This is a genomic window from Aneurinibacillus tyrosinisolvens, assembly GCF_001015055.1.
Lineage (GTDB): Bacteria > Bacillota > Bacilli > Aneurinibacillales > Aneurinibacillaceae > Aneurinibacillus_A > Aneurinibacillus_A tyrosinisolvens.
This window is the reverse complement of record NZ_BBWZ01000001.1, coordinates 166,523-184,583: the sequence shown is the minus strand read 5'-3', so window position 1 is coordinate 184,583 and position 18,061 is coordinate 166,523. Positions and strand designations below refer to the sequence as shown.

17 protein-coding genes are annotated in these 18,061 nt (G+C 44.7%); 3 read left to right on the top strand and 14 right to left on the bottom strand.

All coding sequences use genetic code 11. The annotated features are described in order from the left end of the window. Positions 1–31: 31 nt before the first annotated feature. Complete coding sequence (locus MBEAL2_RS30905; protein WP_152667654.1) at positions 32–199, bottom strand: DUF2759 domain-containing protein; 168 nt, start codon at positions 197–199, stop codon at positions 32–34. Positions 200–337: 138 nt separating this feature from the next. Then, positions 338–997 carry a YigZ family protein gene (locus MBEAL2_RS00865; RefSeq protein WP_047150435.1) on the bottom strand — a complete coding sequence of 220 codons (660 nt, stop codon included), beginning with the start codon at positions 995–997 and terminating at the stop codon, positions 338–340. A 115-nt stretch (positions 998–1,112) separates the two neighbouring features. Here MBEAL2_RS00865 and cls point away from each other — a divergent pair, with 115 nt between their 5' ends. After that, a complete protein-coding gene (gene cls, locus MBEAL2_RS00860; RefSeq protein ID WP_201780787.1) occupies positions 1,113–2,639 on the top strand; it encodes a cardiolipin synthase in 1,527 nt (508 codons plus the stop codon). Positions 2,640–2,701: 62 nt separating this feature from the next. Here cls and MBEAL2_RS00855 read toward each other — a convergent pair whose 3' ends face one another. The 10 genes from MBEAL2_RS00855 to MBEAL2_RS00810 form a co-directional block, all read right to left on the bottom strand. Continuing rightward, entirely contained in the window at positions 2,702–3,982 is a 1,281-nt protein-coding gene (locus MBEAL2_RS00855; RefSeq protein WP_047150434.1) for an ABC transporter permease, read from the bottom strand. Beyond that, entirely contained in the window at positions 3,975–4,880 is a 906-nt protein-coding gene (locus MBEAL2_RS00850; protein WP_047150433.1) for an ABC transporter ATP-binding protein, read from the bottom strand. Before MBEAL2_RS00850 ends, MBEAL2_RS00855 begins: the two co-directional genes overlap by 8 nt. Next, positions 4,874–6,010 (bottom strand): M50 family metallopeptidase, encoded by a 1,137-nt coding sequence (locus tag MBEAL2_RS00845; protein WP_047150432.1) that lies wholly within the window; start codon positions 6,008–6,010, stop codon positions 4,874–4,876. Before MBEAL2_RS00845 ends, MBEAL2_RS00850 begins: the two co-directional genes overlap by 7 nt. A gap of 27 nt (positions 6,011–6,037) precedes the next feature. Continuing rightward, on the bottom strand, positions 6,038–6,328 hold the full coding sequence (locus MBEAL2_RS00840; protein ID WP_047150431.1) for a hypothetical protein: 291 nt from the start codon (positions 6,326–6,328) through the stop codon (positions 6,038–6,040). Between the two features lie 219 nt (positions 6,329–6,547). After that, the gene (locus tag MBEAL2_RS00835) at positions 6,548–9,736 is read right to left on the bottom strand and encodes a type 2 lanthipeptide synthetase LanM family protein (protein ID WP_047150430.1); all 3,189 of its coding nucleotides are present in this window, start codon (positions 9,734–9,736) and stop codon (positions 6,548–6,550) included. A gap of 101 nt (positions 9,737–9,837) precedes the next feature. Continuing rightward, entirely contained in the window at positions 9,838–10,023 is a 186-nt protein-coding gene (locus tag MBEAL2_RS00830) for a mersacidin family lantibiotic (protein ID WP_047150429.1), read from the bottom strand. A 95-nt stretch (positions 10,024–10,118) separates the two neighbouring features. Next, positions 10,119–10,337 (bottom strand): mersacidin family lantibiotic, encoded by a 219-nt coding sequence (locus MBEAL2_RS00825; RefSeq protein WP_047150428.1) that lies wholly within the window; start codon positions 10,335–10,337, stop codon positions 10,119–10,121. 125 nt (positions 10,338–10,462) lie between these two features. Then, a complete protein-coding gene (locus MBEAL2_RS00820; RefSeq protein ID WP_047150427.1) occupies positions 10,463–11,968 on the bottom strand; it encodes a S8 family serine peptidase in 1,506 nt (501 codons plus the stop codon). After that, on the bottom strand, positions 11,949–14,096 hold the full coding sequence (locus MBEAL2_RS00815) for a peptidase domain-containing ABC transporter (RefSeq protein WP_052947340.1): 2,148 nt from the start codon (positions 14,094–14,096) through the stop codon (positions 11,949–11,951). Before MBEAL2_RS00815 ends, MBEAL2_RS00820 begins: the two co-directional genes overlap by 20 nt. Further along, a complete protein-coding gene (locus MBEAL2_RS00810) occupies positions 14,071–14,325 on the bottom strand; it encodes a response regulator transcription factor (protein ID WP_439644802.1) in 255 nt (84 codons plus the stop codon). The genes MBEAL2_RS00815 and MBEAL2_RS00810 overlap by 26 nt, the downstream gene beginning before the upstream one ends. 305 nt (positions 14,326–14,630) lie before the next feature. Here MBEAL2_RS00810 and MBEAL2_RS00805 point away from each other — a divergent pair, with 305 nt between their 5' ends. Then, positions 14,631–14,831: a helix-turn-helix transcriptional regulator gene (locus MBEAL2_RS00805; protein WP_047150425.1), complete on the top strand. Its 201-nt coding sequence runs from the start codon at positions 14,631–14,633 to the stop codon at positions 14,829–14,831. Positions 14,832–14,991: 160 nt separating this feature from the next. On the opposite strand, the gene MBEAL2_RS00800 is transcribed toward MBEAL2_RS00805, so the two are convergent. Next, positions 14,992–15,903, bottom strand: a complete 912-nt coding sequence (locus MBEAL2_RS00800) for a response regulator (RefSeq protein WP_047150424.1) — start codon at positions 15,901–15,903, stop codon at positions 14,992–14,994. Next, complete coding sequence (locus MBEAL2_RS00795; protein WP_047150423.1) at positions 15,900–17,213, bottom strand: sensor histidine kinase; 1,314 nt, start codon at positions 17,211–17,213, stop codon at positions 15,900–15,902. The genes MBEAL2_RS00800 and MBEAL2_RS00795 overlap by 4 nt, the downstream gene beginning before the upstream one ends. Positions 17,214–17,308: 95 nt before the next feature. Between MBEAL2_RS00795 and MBEAL2_RS28735 the strand changes: the two genes are divergently transcribed. After that, a complete protein-coding gene (locus MBEAL2_RS28735; protein ID WP_052947339.1) occupies positions 17,309–17,857 on the top strand; it encodes a hypothetical protein in 549 nt (182 codons plus the stop codon). The last annotated feature ends 204 nt before the right edge of the window (positions 17,858–18,061 follow it).

The window sequence follows — 18,061 nt, the reverse complement described above, 5'->3', positions numbered from 1 at the left end:
ATGAAAAAAACGCTTTGATTTTTCCCCTTGTTTAAGGAGTTCCAAACCCTGTAGCTACAACGAGTACGCTGGCAAGCAAGCACGCTGCTAAAGAAACACCAACCCAGGCGATAGCAAATTTATTCTTTTTCTTTAGTACATTTCTAAAGCCGATCGCCACTAAAATCGTAAACAAAAACATGAGAATATTCATCAGCATGTTCTTTCACTCCTCCCGAATAAAAGTACAGTTATGATTCCCAAAACACTTTCTATTTTATCAAATGAAAGAATAGCGTGGCAATTAAACTTTTTGTATTTTTGTTCACTTCTCATCCGCCTGAACGTTTCGGCTTACTCATTCGTCATCGCTTTCCGTCTTCCCTGCCTGCGCTTTTTCAATGTATACGAGTTCACCAGGGGTCCATTCTGTCTGACCGTTCGTTAAATTGACCATCAGGTTTTTCAATCCCTCTTCTTCGCCTTCTTCCTTCCCTACCGTCACAATCACCTTATCGAGGTACTGGGTATTTACGACCTGATATCCATGTGAGTGGAGTTCATTCTCCACCTTCCCAAGGAACGTGTAATCGAATGAGAAGTGGTGCTCCCTCGTGAGAATCCGTTCAACTACGCCTGCAGCGTTGATACCCGCGCTGGCTGATTTTCCATAGGCGCGGATTAGCCCGCCGGCTCCAAGCTTAATCCCGCCGAAATACCTTGTTACAACAATGACGGTATCCTTTAGCTGTCTCTTTTTAATGACTTCAAGGATCGGCTTTCCCGCCGTTCCGCTTGGCTCTCCGTCGTCATCCATTTTTTGATGCTGGTCATGCTCTCCGACAATATAAGCCGAACAATTATGTGTAGCGTCCCAGTGTTTTTTTTTGATTTCCTGGATAAAGGCAACTGCCTCTTCCTGTGTTTCCACCCGCTTCACATGGCTAATAAAACGCGAGCGGTTAATTTCAATTTCCGTCTGGCCCGATGGCGAAACCGTAAAATACCGTTGCAGCATAAGCAGCTTCCTTTCAATATAAATGCATGTCCTTGCAGGACAATATTGGACCCTTCATAACAATACAGGATATAATAGTATACATACATGATATCATAGGCAAGGTTGGTGTACGATGACGTGGACTTTATTTAATATGGCAGTTCAATCCGGTTTTACCGGCGTAAACGTCCAGAACGGCGACGCCACGACCATATGGAGGGAGATTGAGCCCTATCTTACCTTCCTTTTTTCACTGTCCGTGTTCCTCATCGCTTGCCTCATCGTGCTGGAAAACAGGAATCCATCCCGTACTGTCGCATGGCTGATTATCCTTAACTTCCTTCCCATTGTCGGTTTTTTCTTTTACCTTCTTTTGGGGCGCAATGTGAGGAAACGGAAGCTCTTTCGCAATAAGTTTATTAGCAACGCGGAAGTGCTGAAGAAGCTTGCGACAACACCGAGGGCGATGTGGGAAGAAAGCGATTTCTGGGAATATCCCCACCTCGCTTCTAAGCGGCGGCTGCTAAACTTAATGGTGAATGTATCCCAATCCCCTTTCACTCTGAATAACACGACCCGGATATTGACGAACGGGGGAGAAGCCTTCCGGCAGATGATGCTTGATTTATCGGAAGCAAGGGAGCATATTCATTTCCAGTTCTACATTATCCGGAACGATACGACCGGCAATCAGTTTAAGCAGGTGTTAATCGATAAAGCACGGCAGGGTGTCGCTGTACGGGTTATCTATGACGGGGTCGGCAGTGTGATGCTGGATAGAAAATACATTGTGGAACTGCGGGAGGCCGGGGTTAAGGTTGTTAGTTTTTTCCCTGTCATCCTTCCTTTCCTCAACAATAAGCTGAACTATCGCAACCATCGTAAAATCGTTGTCATTGATGGGAAAATCGGCTTTGTGGGCGGCCTCAATATTGGAGACGAGTATCTGGGCAAGAGCACTCGCTTCGGTTTCTGGCGCGACTCTCATATGCGGGTGGAGGGAGAAGCCGTCTATCTGCTGCAAAACATCTTTTTGAAGGACTGGTTTTTCGTAACAAATGAAAATATTGAGGGGCCGCAGTACTTTCCGCCGATCCGCGGCACGGTAGGCGAGGAGCTGATTCAAATTGCATCCAGCGGACCTGACTCCGACTGGGAATCTATCTGGCAGATGTACTTTTCTATTATTACAACAGCGCAGGAAAAGATTTATATCACGTCCCCGTATTTTATACCGGACGACTCGATTATGATGGCGCTTAAAACAGCCTCGCTGAGCGGATTGGACGTACGCATTCTTCTGCCGAGCAGGCCGGACCATCATACGGTTTTCTGGGCATCCCGCTCCTATTTTCAGGAACTGCTTGATGCCGGTGTCCGTTTCTATTTATACCAGCCCGGCTTTGTCCATGCGAAGATTCTCCTTGTTGATGGGGTCGTGGCTTCGATCGGGACAGCAAACATGGATATTCGGAGTTTTCAACATAATTTTGAGGTTAACGCTATTATTTATAATAGTAATTCCGTATTTAAACTGGAAGAGGACTTTATTAATGATTTAGCAGAGAGCAAGGAGCTGACGCTGGAGGAATATTCGCAGCGTCCGTGGCCTCACCGGATTAGCGAATCGGTAGCCCGCCTGCTTTCTCCTCTACTTTAAAAAAACAGACCTCAATCAAGAAGAGGACTTGGGACGTATCGGTATTTCTCCGCAAATAGTATTTAAGCTTTAAACGCCTCCATTGCCTTACGAAGTTCCTTGAAGGAGGGGCGTTTGCCGTACATCAACACACCGGTACGATAGATTCTCGACGCGAGCCAGCCGATTGCGAACATCGATGCGGCCAGAATGCCGATAGACAGCCAGATTTCCCAGAGGGCAGGACTGCCTAGGCCGATACGTAGGAACATGATTAGTGGTGAGAAGAATGGAATGAACGAGGCGGCGACAACGATCGTTGAGTTTGGCTGTTGCAGACCGTAGCTGGCGATCATGAACCCGCCCATGATTAGGAACATCATCGGCATAATGGCCTGCTGAACTTCTTCCGTACGGCTGACAAGTGAGCCGACGGCGGCGAACATGGTCGCGTAGATAAAGTACCCGAGAATATAGAACATCAGAAAATAGCTGAGCAGACCGAACGGCATGTCGTTCAGCTTCAGATGCATCTTGTCCAGCATTGTCTGGTTCTGCAGCAGGCTCAGGTTTACGAAAGCCGTGCCGATGAATATAAACATCTGCACAAATCCGAGCAAACAGATTCCTATGATCTTACCAAACATCTGTTTAAGCGGGGAGACACTGGAAATGAGCAGTTCCATGACACGAGAACTTTTCTCCGAGGTGATTTCGGTGGCCACCATGGTGCCGTAGCTAATCGTCGACAAATATAAAAGGAACAGCAGCGCATACACGAGTATGGATGCCATCTTCATTTGCGACTCCGTCTTCGACTGCTCTTGGCCGTTGATTGAAATCTGTTCGCTGTCCAACTGCACCGGTGCGTTCAGCTTATTTAGCTGATCGGGAGTAAGACCGGCCTCGCGTACAGTAAATTCTGTCTTCACCGCCTGCAGGGCGGTTTGCAGCATCAATTTAGTGTTGAAATCTCGATTACCATTGTTCTTGTATACCGCCCTAGGGAATTCTCTCTCGTTATCGCTGGTGAACATGATGAATCCTGTCATCGCTTTGTTATGGATCTGCTCCCTTGCCGCCTGCTCATCGGCTTGGTTGCTGCCGGCATCTTTAAGCGGAATAATAGCGATATCAGGCTTCTGCTGGGCCTTGAAATAATCGGCCAGCTTACGTGCGATACCCAGCCTCTCTTCCACAACGCCGATCTTCGTCGGTTCGTGCGAGGATAGTTTGTCAATGATATTCGGCAAATGAATCATTGTACTGATGACCAGCATCATAATAATGGTCATTACAATGAACGGTCTAGAGCGGATGCGTTTAAGAAACGTAAAGCGGATAACAGCAAAAAAACTATTCATTGCGATCCCCTACCTTTTTAATAAAAATTTCCGTCAGGGTCGGCTCCATCACTTGGAAACGGATGACAGCGGTCTGGCTCATGGCGGCGCGCAGCACTTCCTGACCGGTTTCCTCGTTTGCAATGCCAATCTGGTATCCGGACGACATAAGTCGATTGACAGAATGCACACCGGGAATGTGTTCCAGACCCGAGACGTCCGCTTCCGTTTCCAATACGACACGCTCCCGCGGAAACGTCCGCTTGATCTGCTTGAGGTTCCCTTTCAGTACGGTATTAGATTTGTGCAGAATACAGATGTTCTCACACAGCTCCTCCACATGATCCATCCGATGGCTTGAGAAAAGAATGGTCTTGCCTTGCTCCTTTAAATCGATAATCGTCTTTTTCAGCAGCTCCACATTAACCGGATCCAGTCCGCTGAATACTTCATCGAGAATGAGAATGTCGGGGTTATGTATAATCGCTGCTATGAATTGGATTTTCTGCTGGTTACCCTTGGAAAGCTCCTCCACCTTTCGATTGTAATACTCAGGCACCTCAAAACGTTCCAGCCACGCCTTCAGACTGCGGTCGGCCTCCTTGCGGCTCAACCCGCGCAGTTCGGCCAGATACAGGATCTGGTCGCTCACTTTTACCTTCGGGTACAGGCCTCGCTCTTCCGGAAGATAGCCCAATAGCCGCTGCAATTCATTGGAACTCTCTCTACCTTTCCAAAGAATCCGTCCATCATCCGGATAAATAAGGCCGAGTACCATCCGCATCGTTGTCGTTTTGCCGGCACCATTGCCGCCCAGCAGTCCATAAATTTCCCCTTCAGACACTTGAATATCGATCCCGTTGACGGCCGTTTTACTGCCGAACTGCTTGGTTATGTTCTCCAACTGCAGATCTACCATCGGTAAGTTCCCTCCCCGGTTTTAACATGAAGTTCAAAATGCTGTTTGATCTTCTTTAAAAGCATCCTTTCCACCCTTCCAAATCCAAACGGCTTAAACCAGCTCTCATACATTTGGTCGGCTTTATTCAGAGCGTTTCCCGCTTCCGCATATTTTCCCTGCCGGGCCAATCGAATGGCCTGTGTTTTGTTATACGAATAAGGTTCTTTCGGTGAAATCCGGTCTGCAACGACATCCAAATCATTGGGTTCATTTCCGAATACAAAGTGATGGGTAATATAAAAACTGTCGATATTTTGCAGCTCGATCCGGTATTTATGTTGATCCCGAGGCCGATAAACGATTGGCAAAAGCAGTCCAGCGGCGTGTTCCAAATCTCCCCGATCTATGTAAAAGTAGTATAGCTGCATTCGCAATTGAGCCTCCAACAACACATCAGACTGGGAATCGAAGCCTGGTGATGCACTGAGACTGTTTTCCGCTTGGCGAATTAAGGCTATGGGCCACTGGGAAGGAGGGGCGGCAGTATAGATGTGAGGCGACAGGAGAATAAAATGGAGATACTGCTCCGACCGGGTTCCTCCCTGCTGCAGCAGCCGCAAAATCGATCCATCCGAATAATACGTTCCTCCGCGGTTAGGAATCAGCGTGAGAATACCGATTCCTAAATTCAACAAACCAGCCATAAACAGAAAAAAATCCAGGTGCGTGGCCACGGGCAATCTACTAAAGTTAAGGGCAACGAGACCAAAGGCAAGGCTGGTTAGCGGACCCCCGATCACTAGCATTTTCCACTGTTTCATTGTTTCCTGTATGGACATCGAAGTCGGTACAAATTTAACAAGACCACCCATATTCTTCCACTGTTTATTTTCCAGAAACCGCAGTTTACCAGTGGACGCATCTACAGTAAAAAACCCTACAGTGTATTCGATGAACCTCAGCCCGGCTGCCAAACCGAATAAGGTGTGTCCAAGTTCGTGAATGATATGCGCCAGCAAGGCGCTTAGAACCATTAGCAGGATGCGAATCATCTTCTCACGTTTCTCGGGTACATAGAAAGCAATCAAAGTGAGTGCAAGAATGACAATTACATAGACAGGTAAGGGGCGGAATAAGAGATGCTTCACATAAAACAACTCCTTCGGATGATAAAATTATTTTCCTTTCCGATAGATGTAAAAAGCACCTAATATATAAGTCAGAATAAGAAGAATATATAAGGAATTTTCCAGCTGTTCGATCGAGAAGATTCTTACCATTCTCAGAACAAGCAAAATGCCAACTCCGCAATACACAATCTGAAACATAAATTTGTACGTTTGATATTGAATTAACATCCCTCTTTCGTCTTTCCCTTCGGCGCTTTTCTGAAAGTTGTTGTAGTAAATGACGCTAAAGGCTGCCACCCCTATAAATATCAGACCAATAATTTTAGTATAATCCATTAATTTTCCTCCTCTTTATAGCCAAATAAATCTGTCAAAGGCTTTTCGAATGCTTAGGCAATTTCATAAGTGAGGACTAACGACGGAATTAAAAAAGGAAATCACCTCCCGAGCTAACTATATGATATATATAACAAAATGTAAATAAAAACTAACTTAATGTTATAAATACAATACAAAATGGCAGTAAATGTAATATTACGTACTGCCGCAAATCGACTACTTTATTGCTGCTTTTTCCAAAGTTAACACGGATGGGATTTGATCGGGGCGGGCCAAACGCAATAATTGATAACCGATCCCGGATAATCCGAGGAACAGACCCGGAACTTCAATATAACGGGGAGCTGCCGTGCGGTATTTGCCTTCCACCTGTTTTTCCTGAATGACCCTCATCCCTACGGTCTGAGCAAGCTGAGTCCAATCGGCTCGTCCAAGCAAGGTTCCAGCCATATGGAATAATTCGGCATTTCCCAAATCTCCATGACAAAGCGCATGATTACGACCCATACCGCTCCGGGCTGTTGTAGTCACCGCCGTTTCAATCTCGCTGGTCATTATAGGATCATTCACATAGGATCTATACAGCAGCCGGCTTAAGCCTATGCCTGCAGCCCCGTGACACCAGGCAGCGGCACATGTACCCGACTGTTGCTCTTCTCGCAAATCAAGCCAATTACCTTTCTCACTATCGTAAAGAGTTCGGTCATATTGGATGGCCGACAACGCCGTATCGTAATATTCTTCCTTCCGTGTCGCCTGATGCAGCCGCAGCAGCGACCAGGCAATCCCGCTTGTTCCATGAGCAAACCCTCCAAGCATCGACGATTGCATTACCGGTGCCTTCCATCCGACCCCATACTTTACGGCCACCTTGTTCTTCAGTAAATGATCCCCGTAACCCCTGGCAATCAGGAGGGCCTGCTCCGAACCAAACTGTTCGTATGCATTTAGCAGGACCTGAATAATTCCTGCTCCGCCCCCAAGAAGATCATAATAACCATCGTCCTCGACACTCTTGCCTATATTATCGATCGACATCTCCAGGTAGGATTGCCAGTCCTGATGCTCGCCGTACAAAGCGAGAAAATGGGATAGCGTATAAATAATTGATGCGTTCCCATAGAATGCGCTCGCGAAATCTTTAACAAAGATGCGGCCCTGTATAATCGTTTCTACCGTCTCTATAGCTAACTTACGAAATGTCGTCTCCCCGGTCATTTGAGCCAGATAAGCCAGGAACAGGCCTATACCGGAGAGCCCGTTGTACAATCCTCGTTCCACGGCCGAAACCTGCCATTGCCCGTGGTAGTTAGCTTCCAATCCAATCCAGGATGCGCCGTCCTTCTTTCCATACACCGCCTTATCCAGAAGACGGAAGCCAATCTTTTTCGCTTCCTCGACAAACAGTGCGTGATCGGCTTTTATTAAATCTTTCGTCGAGACTTCGCGGGGTTCAAAAGTTATATTTTGTTTTAATTGGCTTACAACAGAAGCTTCGATCCATTCAGCTTGCTCATCGATATGTTCCTCGGTAAGCTTCGTAATCCGGTCTATTGCGATATCGTAGCTCGGCTTGGCGTAAAATTGGGGGAGTCGTTCCCCTCTACTGGATACCAAATCCGTGCTTCCGGGACTCGTAGTGAAAAAAGGAATATCCCCATCGAACAAATCTTGCTGTTCGTAAAAAGTTTGACGAGTATCCAGAATGGTAAACCACAATCGGTCCAACAATTGCTCCCGATCTCTCGCATCTCTCAAATAGTCCGGGTGCTGGGCCTCCATATTGAAATTCATATAATATTGAGTAGGACGTACGATAATTCGTATAACATCTTCTTTGAATTTGTCCATTGGACCTTTTTCACCGATGAACTCTTTTTTATGCTTAATTATGATATGGGCCGCTTCTTTAAATCCTGCTACTATAAAATCAACATATTCAGCAGCATTTGCCGCTTGCGCGTTCAGCTTTGGCACATTCTGTGTGCTCACTTCCGTTTTGATCTTTTTGCGTACAAAGCACATTTCGTCCGTTCCTTCGTTTTCCACCCGCAAAACGGGCATAGGGAGCTCCTGTTCTTTGGCGCTAATCCCACCCATATCCATTCCCTGACCATCTGCTGTTCGAAAATACAGATGCGGGAGCAGCCCGGTGCCCAGCACAGAATTAACTACTTTATATTTAGTCTCTACATCGGCTGTTTCTTCAATGTTCAGTTGGGGAGCATGATGAAAAATGGTCTCCAAATCGATCAGAAACGGGAACTCGCCGCCTGCGATGATATTTTCACTATGAAAGTCTGCTCCGCCCACCACATGAAGAACAGCCAGCAGCCCGCCAAGCTTTTTGTAATAGTACTCAATTTGTTCTTTCTTATCGCACCCTTGATGGATGACGCATTCTTCCCAGGCATAATTCCCACGCTCAATCATACGAAGCCCCTTGAGAGCCGGCTTAAATCCTTTGCCGTTAAACCATGCCAATAATTGATTAAAATGATAGGCTAAAGAGAGCGATTTCGGCTTGTACATTATTTCCTGGCCCGATGCCAATTTACATTTGATTACCGTCCGACCTTGCTGATGTGAATCCCCCAGCCCTGCGGATAAAGATGTAAGAGGAGAACCATATGTCTGTAATTGGTCCTTAATTTGCTCCCAATCCCTAGTAAATCGGGTAAGCACTTCTATGATTGCATTTACGAAAAATTCGGTACGCACCATGAGCAGACGTGTAAGAACGGGATATTCTTTGTATAGAAATTCCAAAGCTTCATAATCCAGCAGTTTGGTTGTTACGAAGGAGTCGTACCTCTGCTCGGGTGAATCGCCTTCCAATTCATTCAATTGTTTAGCAACATACATCTCCAGAACGATGGTTCTGGCCCCAATCTGTGTTAACCCGGCAACCAAGTGTTCAAGAATTGAAGTAAGCAGGGGATTCCAATCCACCCTTTCTGACAGTAAGACTTCTTGATAAAATCGATTGAGCCTGGTTCTTGCCCATATTACAAACGGACGAAAGGCGTAGCTGATATGTAACTGATCCATTTCCGCCAGGGGTTGCTCCCGGTGCAGACGAAAGGCTTCATCCAGCGATTTCATCCAATCCGGCTTCTGTTCTTTGCTCAATACATATGTATATGTCCATTCATCAGTTTGAGAAACTTCTAAGACTTTGGCAAAAAGCTCTTCTGTTATTCCTTGTTTCTGAAGCTTTTCATTCAAGGAACGGTCACTTAGCAGAGCTTTCTCTTTCCACTCCTTCAAACGTCGTTCGATTTGTTCCTTTGTTAATTGTGTGCGAATGTCCAAGTCATGAATCAGTTGAGTTCTTTCCTTCAGGGTTAAGGATTTATATAATTCATCTGAAATAGATCGGGATGCCGTTGCACTGATTTCCATTAATATATTCACTCCCCATTTTCAAGCTGTATGACTTTTAGGAATGAAGAAAACCATAGTGTTATGTACGATCAGCACTATGGTTTTCTTCAGCTCTTGGATTAATTTTTGATGTAGTTAACGATAGTCATACCCGCCACGACACTGGCAATGAACACAGGCACCGTTTCCGGTTTTACATCTCCACCGCCGTGAATTCGTACGAGCTCTTCGGAAGATAGCTCTACCATTTTAGCACCGGAAGGATGATTTTCTTGCAATGAACTTAGAACTTGATAACGATTCATTCTCATCTTGCCTCCTGTAATTTTTAATTTCTTACACTTTAAGACCATACAGGTAAACCTGAAATCAAGAACGCATTATTACAACTTATCTTAACTTAACACCAGAAGTAAGAAATAGCTCCACCTACGACTAATCCTGCGCCAGCCGCACAATTTGCTGAGCTGGCCACTGCTGCTGCACAAACCGGAGTAGTCTCGGCCTGAACATCGCCGCCACCATATACACGAGCCAATTCTTCTGCAGAAACTTCCACCATTGGAGCACCTGCCGGATGATTCTCTTTCAATGCACTCAGAACTTGATAACGATTCATTACAACTACCTCCTAAAATTTGTTATTTTGTCTTGCAAGTTCATTGTAAATGAATTTTACTTTTATAGGCACTTCGCAAAGATGCAGATTTTTCATAGGGCGGCCTCACCCGTCTGGGAACTACCCTACTTCTCTTGGTCCTTGCCATGTCTCTGGTTCTCATCATCAAGCTTGTGGCTGTCCAGCAAATCCAGCGCTTTATTCACATCGACCAAGCCATAGCCGAAGGTAGGATCACTGCCTTTTACGCCTAAATCAATCGCGCTTCCCTTTAGCAGCTTATTAATCATGCGCAGGTTTAGACGCCCTTTGCCTATGGCTTGTTGATGGGCGATGAGCACCCCAACAGCCCCGGTGACTTTAGGAACGGCAAGACTGGTACCGGCACTCAACGTATATCCATTTGGAATTCCAAGTATAGTATTCAATATGGGAAGTTCTAGGTTCGTAGGATACAGTGTCAATACCATATAGCGGGGGTCAATCATTTTTCGGGTCAAATAGTCAGGCCCATAATCTCCACCGGGTGCCGTTAAGGTGATAGGCTCGCCATAGTTCGAATAGAATGCAAGCTGGTCAGCCTTATTGGTGGCGGAAACACTGATTACATTCGGTACGCCCCCCCCAGGAAAATGCATTTGGGCGTCTCCCGGGAAGCCGCGTTTTTCCGCTACTTCTTTCGGATTGCTTAAATCCAAGCCTTCGTTGCCGGCACTGGCTACCACAATGGCACCTCTACTAAAGGCGAACTGAACGGCCCTCCTATAAGCTTCTACCACAGCCCGGTCCTCGCGGTTGCGGAGGGATTTGTAAGTGCCCAGGCTGACATTAATTACATCCGCGCCATCCTTAGTCGCCTGAATGATTGCTTGAGTCACCCATGTCGATTCCGCGCCATCCTCCCAGTTCTCCATGACTTTGTAAGGAATAATACCCAGTTCAGGTCCTACGCCGAGCAATTTGCCATTGGCCGCAATCGTTCCAGCCGCCATCGTTCCATGGCCAAGATGGTCTTCCGTATTATCTACTTGAGGAATGAACGAGCGGCCTTTTGATACGATGTTTGCTTTCAAATCAGGATGATTGAAGTCAATCCCACTGTCAATAACAGCAATTCTCACCCGGTGACTTCCTTTCTCTTTAAAGAAGCTCTGGCCATCTCCGGTTATTTTCTTGATATCCCAGCCGAACTGTTGGTAGAATTCTGCTCTTTGTAAATTCGTACCTGATAGTTGGGAGATGGAGTTGTCTTGAAATGCCATTTCTTTCCGCATGTATTGATCAGGGGAGACCTTGGTGTCGTCGGGCGGCTTAGGCAGCATCATCCTTTGTTCAGGTCCGGTCTGTTCAATGCTCCCCGCATACTGACGTTTAATTTCCTCCATAACTTTATCCGCTTCGCCATCCGCTGTCTCCTCAAATTTGATGGTCCCGATTTCTTGGACAACCGTCGTCTTTAGATGCGGATAGCGTTCATTTAATAAATGGATAATCTCAGCTGGAATCTGTGAGTTCCGAAAAACGATTAAATATGCAGAAGTGTTCTTAGCTTCCGACGACTGGTAGAAAGTTAAACTACTCCCTACTGCTAACAAGGTAACCAGTGCTGCTTTAGATAACCATCTCTTCATTCTCATTCTCCCCTTGTACAGTGTATAAATGGTAGTAAACGCCTCGTTTGGACATGAGTTCCTGGTGGTTCCCAATTTCCTGAATGCGACCGTTTTTCAAAAGGACAATCCGGTCGGCATCTACAATTGTACTCAGCCTATGGGCCACAATGATTTGGGTACACTCAAGCTCTTGCAGATTCCCTTGAATTCTCGATTCCGACAGATTATCCAGTGCGGAGGTTGCTTCATCAAGAATAAGAATTTTTGGCTGTGTGACCAAAGCGCGGGCCAACAGCAGCCGCTGCCGCTGACCGCCTGAGAAGTTGCTTCCCGCTTCCGAAATCATGGTGAAATAGCTCATTGGCTGCTTGAGAATTTCCTCATGAATGTCCGCAACATGTGCGGCCGCGGCCACCTGTTCGATGGAAAGCTTATCATCTAGATGCTGAATGTTCTCCAATATCGTCCCATGGAACAGCCGGGTTTCCTGAAGAACGGCCCCCATTTGACTGCGCAGCCACTGGAGATCCAACTGTTCAAGAGGAACATTGTCAAAGTGAATGCACCCTTTTGAGGGGGAGTACAAGCCAAGCAGCAGTTTGGATAAGGTGCTTTTTCCGGAACCGGATTCACCAACAATGGCCACTTTTTCGCCCGATTTGATCGTTAGATTAATATCAGACAGGATGTCGCTGCCGAAGGAATCATACCGGAAAGATACATTCTTCAGCTCGATTGTTCCTTTTAGCTGCTCTAATCCTATCCCATTTTTGTTCTCAGGCTTGCTGTCCATCACATCCTGCAGACGTTGAATATAGGAACCCAGAATCAGAAAGTGGGAATAGGTTGTGCTCATGGAAAGAATGGGTACAATGAAAGAGGTGGCAAGTGCAGTAAAACCCAGCAGCCCACCGAGGGTCAGCTCCTTATTGAGAACCATACCGGAACCCAGCCACAGCAGGGTCAGCGGAGTAATCAGTTGGATCCCCGATCCGAAGGTGTCCAGAAAAGAAGATAGCATGCTCTGCCTTTGAGCTATGGCAAGCTGTTCATGGAACAACCCCTGCCAATGCTTAAATATTTTCTTTTCAATCCCCAGCACCTTGATGTCGCAAATTCCATAAATGCTTTCCGTTAAGTAACTTTGGGTCTTGGACTGTACTGCTATATTCTGATCGGATAGCCGCTTAATCCATTGGCTGCTGATCATCAAGGCGGCAACTACAAATATACTTAAGGTAATAACTAAGAGGCTAAGCTGCCACTGCAGACAGAACATCGTGATGGCGTACCCGAAAATCAGCACAAGATCGATAACCAATGATATAACCCGGGAGGAGAGTATCTGTCGGATCATAATGTTGGAATTGGCCCGAAATACCAGATCTCCACTCGTTCTGCTCTCAAAGAAATAATAGGGCAAATCGAATAGTTTGGTAATAAACACGGACATGAGAGAAGAGTCCATCTTTGTTTGTAATCGCGCAATCATATAGCTTCGAAGCAGTGAGAAGCATTGGTGGAAAATATACAAACCAAGAACTCCCAGACCGATGGTTGTAATGTAGCTTGCATTGGCCGGAACAATCACCTGGTCAATTATCCACTTGGTGAGTTGAGGAACGATAAATCCTACGCCCTGCAGCAGAAGGGAAGCGACAGCAATCCAGGCGAGAATGTTCTTCTGCTTTAGGATATGGAACAGCAGAAAATTGCTTCCCGACTTCCTCTCCCGGGTATTGAACTGCTCGTTCGGATGAAAGGTCAATAGATAGCCGGAATAGTGATTTGGAAGCTTGTCCCATGCAATCTGTCGTCTTCCAAATGCGGGATCTACAATCGTATACATCTTCTTACCTACCCGCTCTAAAATGACATAGTGCTTATTCTCCCAGAACAGGACGCAGGGTAAGGACGCCTCGTTCAGTTGTGCAGGCTCCGCTTTGTAAGCTTTTCCCGCAAGTCCGAACGAGCTGCCCATCCGGATCAGATCATGAAGAGAGAATCCTTTCTTGGAAGAGCCGAACACGTCCCGAATCTCAGGTAAGGTGGTATGGTAACCATGGTAGCAGAGCAGCATAGCAAGGCAGGCTGCGCCGCATTCGCTATGTTCCATTTGCTCAATATACGGTACTTTTTTCCGCATGGTCATTAGCCCCTATAATATCCTGAATATCAAGCCAGCCTTGATGATAAACCATGATTCCGATTTTCACTCGAGAACCTACTTGATATTTGGATTTGATAGCGAAAATAATTTCTCCCACTCTTCGTCTGCTGATGAACAATTTTCTTGCAATTTCCACATCTGTATAACCCTTGGCAATCAGAATGGCTACCTCTTTTTCACGGTTACTTAATAAAGTTTTCATCATCTCACCCTTTTTCTGAAAGTATCACATGGCAATCAGAGTACGAATTTGCCGAAAGATAAAAGAGAGAACGCATAGGCTTTCCGTCATTACAAGATGAGGAGCTGCGAGATGTGAACGGACACATTAGATGGCCATCTAACAAGAGTAATTGTAATCCTGTTTCTACCGAAAACTACACAATATTACAATCAAAAGTACAGAATCTTACAATTAAAATATAAATGAAAAATGTATTTTAACATAAAGTTAGGTTTTATTTACAAAATGTAAGGTATTGTTTATAATCCGAATAGGTGGTGATCGTTTTGTTAGCGAATCGTATTGTCGTATGCCGGGCAGAGAAAGGATGGACGCAACAGGAATTGGCGGATCGTGTAGGGGTAAGCCGGCAGACGATTGCTTATATCGAGAAAGGCAAGTATAATCCTTCGTTGATTCTCGCTTTCAAGATTGCACAGGCATTCGAAAAGACGATAACAGACGTATTCGACTATAAGAATGAATAAACCGATAAAAGGTGACTTATTCGAATGACCGGTGAGTAATACTTACCGAGAGTTAGGGTGAGATTGTCATTTGCTTCATGAAAAAAGAAAAAAGACGCCCTCCTGTTAAGGTTAGCGTCTTTCGTCTAAAGCAAATAAAAGCCCCGAGCCTGTCCTTCCATTAACCGGTGGGTAGGTTGCGGTTTTCTTGGACTTCCAGATACAGTACTTGAATGAATTTTTTGACATTCACCGGGTAAGAAGGGGACAACCTGTCGTCCTGCATATCTCTCATGGCTCTGCGTATTTGTTGAAAATCAAAAAATTTATGTGCATACTTCTCGAAGACCGGATTGCTGTAATCTACCGATCCAATGGAGGAAATATGCATCAGCGACCGGCTTAGCGCCCTGCGGACGCGCTGCTCACAGGCCTTGATTTCTCTGGCAAGCTCCGAAGGACAACCAGTCTTCCATTTCATTTGAGCCACTTCCTCATACAGTTCCTTAAGCTTCGGGAATTCATCCCGTCTCGGTTCTTTATTTAACAGAACATGGATAATGTCCATCAAATCGTGATATCCCGGTTCTCCGGCAAGTCCGAGATCATGCAAGATTGACTTCACCGCAGGAAGAACATCCAACCTGTCTCGTGACTTGTCTTTGGTCATTATAGATTTACCGGCCAGATTCAGAGCATCCTGAACATTCTTCAAGGCCATCTTTATCCTGTAATTTTCTTGTAGTTTATTGAAGATAGAAAGAACCTCAATTTTATTGATCGGCTTAACTATGTAGTATTCTATACCTTCCATATAAGCACTTGAGATCATTTCTTTGGAATTGATGTGTGAGATCACTACGATCGCTCCCTGGAACCCATGGCTTTTTAACTGACTGATAACCTCAATTCCGCTCCTTCCCGGCATCATCAAGTCGATAAGTAAAATTTCAACTTTTTTGGAAAAAAGCACCTCACTCTCTATATTCCCGTCACAGCATTCACCGACTATGTCCCCCAGACCGCTGTCTTCGATAATGTCACGGAGAATCTGCCTTATAGATGCGTCGTCGTCTGCTATGAAGAACTTCATATTTTAGTCCGCCTGATCAATTCGTTCTCTGGATATGGGATGTTGATAACGAAACGTATGCCTCTTCCAAGGATCGGTTGCTCCACTTTTATGTCGCCTCCCAATTTCTTGACCACTTGTTGTACAAACGTTAACCCGATTCCTGAAGAAGGAGATCCGGTGCTGTCAAACTTTGTGGTATAACCCGGGTTAAAAATAATCTCTTTTTTTTGTTCCGGTACGCCGGGGCCATTATCCTCTACAGAAATTATTAAAGATTCAGGCTGCCTATAAACCGACAACTTTATATAAGAGCAATCCTCTTCGATTATAGCTTCCACCGCGTTGGCGACCAGATTATTCGCCAGGGATAAGAACGTATAAACATATACTTCATAATCCGTTGGCTCAACATCCGTCTCGAATTCAATCCTTTTCCCAAGGATCTCAGCATACTTCTGATTAGAATTGATGACGATTTGAGCCAATTGGTCGATTTTCATATATTCGCTTATTTCTTTTTGATTGATCACCTTCTGAAGTCCGGCATAAATACGCTGGTTATTTTTTTTAAAATCATGAATTTGGCCAACTAACGTTAAGATGTTACTGACCTCTTTATCTAAGTTAGAATCAGGCCATCGAGCCTCTTTTAAAGAATGATAGATCTGGTATCCTCTTAGCGTAATTTCTTCCATAATTTTCAAAGAATTTTTCACATGAACCGTTTCTTCAAACAAGTTGGACACCAGCATTAGGATTTGTTCATTTTTTTTCCTCAGATTTCTTTCTTCCACTTTGGCTTCCTGTAGCTTAAGGAGAGTAAAGAACCCAATAACGAAATAACTGCGAAAAATAGCGATGAACACGATCATATTAAACTTCATAACAGTCAGTTCAGCACCAAACAAATAGGTTCTTGCCAAGAGCTCGCACAGATTTGATAAAACATCCAGAAGAACTCCAGCAAAACCCAGCAGTATTGGCCGGTCTTTGATATTGGATACACGAAACACAACGAATAGCAAGGAAAAGAAAAAGTAAAAGCAAGCGGCAGGAACGTGATTTACGGGTGATGGATGGGGGATTAATAAAATAAAATCGATGAATGTTCTAAAGGCAATAACGGCAGCACACACGACCATTCCACAAAGCAAAGGATTTAGCTTTCGGGTCCAAAGCAAAATAAAGAAAAATACGGATGCTCCAAAGCTGAATCTGAAGTTGTCGTCGAACGGTGAAAGTTTCCATTCTCCCAATATGGAGACGGAAGATATCATTAGAAAGATAAGATAAAGATTATGATATCGGTGAAACAAGCTACCTATCATATTATGAATTATTCCTCATATCCCTTATTTATCCATCCCTTTTTTATTCTATCATAATTTATCTTATCAGCAAACATGGCAGGGAGAAATAGCCAATGCAAAGGAGAAATGTATCCGTTTTACTGTTATTGCTACTCTTCATGACTACTATTTCCGTCCAAGCACAAGAGAGTTCAGCACTTACTGTGGTCAAGAAATATATTGATACTCTAAATCAACACAACTGGAGTGCCATTCCTCAACTTTGGGTTAAGGAACGTAGGAAAGACCTTGCCCAACAGATAAATGATAAGGAATACCAAGAAAAGAAGCTTGGTTTCCTCAATATCAAAAAAGCAAAACTTGTAGCATGGAGGGAGTTACCTTCTCAGTATGGGCAAATTTATATACCTTCGCATTATATAGGTAAATTTGAAGACATGAAAATTTTTTATATTACTGTTGACTACCAAGTACATAAACAAAATAAACGTGGCATTAATGGATTGAATTATTTCATTATTGTTGTGGCTAAAGAAAATGGTAAGTGGAAAATCGCTTTAACCCCAGGTCCACCTGTTACTTCCATTATCCATGCTGGTTATGGATTTGGAACAGATGATGAAAAGACATATGAGGAAAGAAGAGCAAAGGCTATTCATTAAACATATAAACGAAAGCAGACACCACAATTCTTGCTTCGGTATCTGCTTTTTTGTGTCCAGTGATTCAGGTAAATATATGTTCGTATTGCTATTCTGAGAAAGGATGTCTTCCATGGACGTGCAGAATTATATAAAACATAGTCAGTCAACGAATAGAGCAGGGTTGCAACGGGCAGTATAGTTGGACAAATAAATACAGAAAGA

What these genes read in the sequence shown, in the direction of transcription:
- MBEAL2_RS30905 (WP_152667654.1), bottom strand. Translation starts at nt 199, where the DNA reads ATGCTGATGAATATTCTCATGTTTTTGTTTACGATTTTAGTGGCGATC.
- MBEAL2_RS00865 (WP_047150435.1), bottom strand. Translation starts at nt 997, where the DNA reads ATGCTGCAACGGTATTTTACGGTTTCGCCATCGGGCCAGACGGAAATT.
- cls (WP_201780787.1), top strand. Translation starts at nt 1,113, where the DNA reads ATGACGTGGACTTTATTTAATATGGCAGTTCAATCCGGTTTTACCGGC.
- MBEAL2_RS00855 (WP_047150434.1), bottom strand. Translation starts at nt 3,982, where the DNA reads ATGAATAGTTTTTTTGCTGTTATCCGCTTTACGTTTCTTAAACGCATC.
- MBEAL2_RS00850 (WP_047150433.1), bottom strand. Translation starts at nt 4,880, where the DNA reads ATGGTAGATCTGCAGTTGGAGAACATAACCAAGCAGTTCGGCAGTAAA.
- MBEAL2_RS00840 (WP_047150431.1), bottom strand. Translation starts at nt 6,328, where the DNA reads ATGGATTATACTAAAATTATTGGTCTGATATTTATAGGGGTGGCAGCC.
- MBEAL2_RS00835 (WP_047150430.1), bottom strand. Translation starts at nt 9,736, where the DNA reads ATGGAAATCAGTGCAACGGCATCCCGATCTATTTCAGATGAATTATAT.
- MBEAL2_RS00830 (WP_047150429.1), bottom strand. Translation starts at nt 10,023, where the DNA reads ATGAATCGTTATCAAGTTCTAAGTTCATTGCAAGAAAATCATCCTTCC.
- MBEAL2_RS00825 (WP_047150428.1), bottom strand. Translation starts at nt 10,337, where the DNA reads ATGAATCGTTATCAAGTTCTGAGTGCATTGAAAGAGAATCATCCGGCA.
- MBEAL2_RS00820 (WP_047150427.1), bottom strand. Translation starts at nt 11,968, where the DNA reads ATGAAGAGATGGTTATCTAAAGCAGCACTGGTTACCTTGTTAGCAGTA.
- MBEAL2_RS00815 (WP_052947340.1), bottom strand. Translation starts at nt 14,096, where the DNA reads ATGCGGAAAAAAGTACCGTATATTGAGCAAATGGAACATAGCGAATGC.
- MBEAL2_RS00810 (WP_439644802.1), bottom strand. Translation starts at nt 14,325, where the DNA reads ATGATGAAAACTTTATTAAGTAACCGTGAAAAAGAGGTAGCCATTCTG.
- MBEAL2_RS00800 (WP_047150424.1), bottom strand. Translation starts at nt 15,903, where the DNA reads ATGAAGTTCTTCATAGCAGACGACGACGCATCTATAAGGCAGATTCTC.
- MBEAL2_RS00795 (WP_047150423.1), bottom strand. Translation starts at nt 17,213, where the DNA reads ATGATAGGTAGCTTGTTTCACCGATATCATAATCTTTATCTTATCTTT.
- MBEAL2_RS28735 (WP_052947339.1), top strand. Translation starts at nt 17,309, where the DNA reads ATGCAAAGGAGAAATGTATCCGTTTTACTGTTATTGCTACTCTTCATG.